Consider the following 4,302-nt stretch of genomic DNA (forward strand, 5'->3'; position numbering starts at 1 on the left):
GCGCAGACCCCTCGCCGCCCCGTCCCCCAGCCGAGCCCCACCGAGCGGTTCGCCGAGCTGCTCCTCGGCGTGCTCAGCGGCCGCCGCCCCGTCCACTCGATGCTCCGCCACACCGTCGGCCGTGCCTACGACGACCTGGCCCACCTCGCCGAACGCGGCCCCCTGCGGACGCGCGGCGCCTCGCCCGTCGTCCGCGACATCGGCTGGTTCGAGCCGCGCGAGGGCGCGCTGGAGGTCTTCGCCCGCATCGGCGCGGGCGACCAGCTGCGCGCCATGGCCTTCCGCCTGGAACAGGGCCGCGACCTGCGCTGGCGCTGCACGGCGGTGGAACTGGGCGGCCCCCGCAGGCCCCGCGCGGACGACGACTGACCGTCCCCGCCCGCCGCTCCCCGTACCGCCGAGGCTGCGGCACAGGCCGAAGGGCCGGCCACCCGCAGGTGAACCGGCCCTTCCCTTCGGCCGACGCGGTGCCCGGGGGCACCGCAGCACCGTCACTTCTTGCGGCGGCGTCCGCCCTTGGCCTGCTTGCGGCGCTCCGCGCGCGTGAGCCCGTCGGACTGCGCCTGTGCCGGCTCGCCGTCGGTGAACTCGCCCTCGACGACACCGCCCTCACCGTCCACGGTCGGCGCGGAGAAGTGCAGGTCACGGCGCTGCGGAGCGTCGAGCCCCTTGGCACGGATCTCCGGGCGGGCGCCCGCCTGGGCCGGGACGGCGTCCTGGACGTCCTTCTCCAGCGACGGCGCCGCGTCCTCGACCGGGACCTCCTCGACCTGCTGCTCGACCTGGACCTCCAGGTTGAACAGGTAGCCGACGGACTCCTCCTTGATGCCCTCCATCATGGCCTGGAACATGTCGAAGCCCTCCCGCTGGTACTCGACCAGCGGGTCCTTCTGCGCCATCGCGCGCAGGCCGATGCCCTCCTGGAGGTAGTCCATCTCGTAGAGGTGCTCGCGCCACTTGCGGTCCAGGACCGAGAGCACGACCCGGCGCTCCAGCTCCCGCATGATCTCGGAGCCGAGCTGCGTCTCGCGCGCCTCGTACTGCTCCTGGATGTCGTCCTTGATGGACTCCTCGATGTAGTCGGCGGTGAGCCCGGCCCGGTCGCCGGCCGCCTCCTCCAGCTCCTCGACGGTCACCTTCACCGGGTACAACTGCTTGAAGGCGCCCCACAGCCGGTCGAGGTCCCAGTCCTCCGGGAAGCCCTCGGCGGTCTCGGCCTGCACGTAGGCGTCGATCGTGTCGTTCATGAAGTGCTGGATCTGCTCCTGCAGGTCCTCGCCCTCCAGGACGCGGCGCCGTTCGCCGTAGATGACCTCGCGCTGGCGGTTGAGGACCTCGTCGTACTTCAGGACGTTCTTGCGCGTCTCGAAGTTCTGGGTCTCGACCTGCGACTGTGCGGAGGCGATCGCGCGGGTGACCATCTTGTTCTCGATGGGCACGTCGTCCGGCACGTTCGCCATGGACATCACCCGCTCGACCATCTGGGCCTTGAACAGCCGCATGAGGTCGTCGCCGAGGGAGAGGTAGAAACGGCTCTCGCCGGGGTCGCCCTGACGGCCGGAACGACCGCGCAGCTGGTTGTCGATGCGCCGCGACTCGTGCCGTTCGGTGCCCAGGACGTAGAGCCCGCCCAGCCCCTTGACCTCTTCGAACTCGGCCCTGACCGCCTCCTCGGCCCGCTCCAGCGCGGCGGGCAGGGCCGCGGCCCACTCCTCGATGTGCTGCTCGGGGTCGAGACCCCGCTGGCGCAGCTCCGCCTCGGCGAGGTCCTCGGGGTTGCCGCCGAGCTTGATGTCCGTACCACGGCCCGCCATGTTGGTCGCCACCGTCACGGAGCCCTTGCGGCCCGCCTGGGCGACGATCGTCGCCTCCCGGTCGTGCTGCTTGGCGTTGAGCACCTCGTGCTGGACGCCGCGCTTGCTGAGCTGCTGCGAGAGGTACTCCGACTTCTCGACGGAGGTGGTGCCGACGAGGATCGGCTGACCCTTGCGGTGCTTCTCCTCGATGTCGTCGACGACCGCGTCGAACTTGGCGACCTCGGTGCGGTAGATCAGGTCGGACTGGTCCTTGCGGACCATCGGCCGGTTGGTGGGGATGGGCACCACGCCGAGCTTGTAGATCTGGTGGAACTCGGCGGCCTCGGTCATCGCCGTACCGGTCATGCCGGACAGGCCCGGCTGTTCCTTGCCGTTGTGGTCGTGGCGCTTGTAGAGGCGGAAGAAGTTCTGGAGGGTGATCGTGGCGAGCGTCTGGTTCTCGTCCTTGATGTCCACCCCTTCCTTCGCCTCGATCGCCTGGTGCATGCCCTCGTTGTAGCGGCGGCCGGCGAGGATACGGCCGGTGTGCTCGTCGACGATCATGACTTCGCCGTCGAGGACGACGTAGTCCTTGTCCTTCTTGAAGAGTTCCTTGGCCTTGATGGCGTTGTTCAGGTAGCCGACCAGGGGGGTGTTCACCGACTCGTAGAGGTTGTCGATGCCCAGCCAGTCCTCGACCTTGGAGACGCCGGACTCGTGGATGGCGACGGTGCGCTTCTTCTCGTCGACCTCGTAGTCGCCGGTCTCCTCGATGCCCTTGAGGGTGTTGCCGGCCTCGCCCTTCTTCAGGCGCGTGACCAGCTTGGCGAAGTCGCCGTACCACTTGGTGGCCTGGTCGGCCGGGCCCGAGATGATCAGCGGCGTACGCGCCTCGTCCACGAGGATGGAGTCGACCTCGTCGACGATGGCGAAGTTGTGGCCGCGCTGGACGAGCTCGTCCTTGGACCACGCCATGTTGTCGCGCAGGTAGTCGAAGCCGAACTCGTTGTTCGTGCCGTAGGTGATGTCGCAGCCGTACATCTCGCGGCGCTGGGCCGGCGTCTGGTTGGCGAGGATGCAGCCGACGTCGAGGCCGAGGAACTTGTGGACGCGGCCCATCATCTCGGAGTCGCGCTCGGCCAGGTAGTCGTTGACCGTGACGATGTGCACGCCCTCGCCGGAGAGGGCGTTGAGGTAGGCGGGCAGCGTGCCGACGAGGGTCTTGCCCTCACCGGTCTTCATCTCGGCCACGTAGCCCATGTGCAGGGCGGCGCCGCCCATGATCTGCACGTCGTAGTGCCGCTGGCCGAGGACGCGCTTGGCGGTCTCCCGGACGGTGGCGAAGGCTTCGGGCAGCAGGTCGTCCAGGCTCTCACCGTCGGCGTAGCGCTGCTTGTACTCGTCGGTGAGGGACCGCAGCTCGGCGTCGGAGAGGTCAGCGAAGTCCTCTTCGATGGAGTTGACCTGGTCCGCGATGCGGTGCAGCTTGCGCAGGATCTTGCCTTCGCCTGCACGCATGATCTTCGAGAGGACGGACACGGGGGTTGGTCTCCTTGCCGGTCGGGCCTGGGACGGTCGGTTTCCTGTCACGGACTGGGCAACGGCCATCGTAAGCGAGGACCCCACCGCCCCGGGAGGCCTGCCGCAACGGGGACCGTCCGCTCCGCTGCATCCAGCCTTGCATCCGGTCCCCTGTCCGCCGTCACCCGGTTCAACGTCCGGGCCCGGTGGATGGTGCCGCGCGCTCCGGCGAATTGCTCGAAAAGTGACCGCCTGTTCACGCAGGGCAAAAAGTTGGCGTGCACCGCGGGCCGCCGCGCAGAATCGGCCGATGGAACCCGTCACGCTGACCACCGACCGCCTCGTCCTGCGCACGGTCGGCCCCGAGGACACCGAGGCCGTGTACGCCGCAGCGCAGGATCCCGACATCCAGCGCTGGACGACGATCCCCTCGCCCTACCTGCTGGAGCACGCGCGGGGCTTCACCGAGCAGGCGGTGCCCGACGGCTGGGCGAACGACTCGATGTTCACCTTCGGCGTCTTCCTGCCCGCCGGGGACCTGGTGGGCATGCTCGGCGTCACCATGATCTCGCTGGGCGTCGGCGAGATCGGGTTCTGGGGCACCAAGGAACACCGCGGCCACGGCTACGTCACCGAGGCCGCCGTCGCCGTCTCCCGCTGGGCGTTCACCGCGCGGGCCGTCGACCGTCTGGAGTGGCGTGCGGAGGTCGGCAACACTGCCTCCCGCGCGGTGGCCCGGCGGGCGGGCTACACCATGGAGGGCACGTTGCGCTCCGCGGTCAACAACAAGGGCGTACGCCGCGACTGCTGGATCGCCTCCCTCCTCCCCTCGGACCTCACCCTCCCGTCCACGTCCCCGTACCTGCCGGCGCCTTAACACCGCCCGCTCCCCCCAACGGGAAGCCGCACCGGTGAGTGAGGCGTCCCGCCGCCCCGCCCCGGCACCGGGTGCCCGGCAGAGATCTTCGCGCGTAGATGGAGGCGC

The 4,302-nt window shown here is 69.5% G+C and carries 3 protein-coding genes; 2 read left to right on the plus strand and 1 reads right to left on the minus strand.

All coding sequences use genetic code 11. From position 1 onward, the window contains the following. Nucleotides 1–369, plus strand: a 369-nt coding sequence (locus HZS56_RS37285) for an Rv3235 family protein (RefSeq protein WP_253915522.1), incomplete at its 5' end; no start/stop codon positions are given. Nucleotides 370–491: 122 nt separating this feature from the next. Here HZS56_RS37285 and secA read toward each other — a convergent pair. Continuing rightward, a complete protein-coding gene (secA, locus tag HZS56_RS37290) occupies nt 492–3,335 on the minus strand; it encodes a preprotein translocase subunit SecA (protein ID WP_216725242.1) in 2,844 nt (947 codons plus the stop codon). A 292-nt stretch (nt 3,336–3,627) separates the two neighbouring features. Here secA and HZS56_RS37295 point away from each other — a divergent pair, with 292 nt between their 5' ends. Further along, nucleotides 3,628–4,194, plus strand: a complete 567-nt coding sequence (locus HZS56_RS37295) for a GNAT family N-acetyltransferase (protein WP_216725243.1) — start codon at nt 3,628–3,630, stop codon at nt 4,192–4,194. Nucleotides 4,195–4,302 lie beyond the last annotated feature (108 nt).

The sequence above is a fragment of the Streptomyces mayonensis genome (assembly GCF_018982965.1).
Lineage (GTDB): Bacteria > Actinomycetota > Actinomycetes > Streptomycetales > Streptomycetaceae > Streptomyces > Streptomyces mayonensis.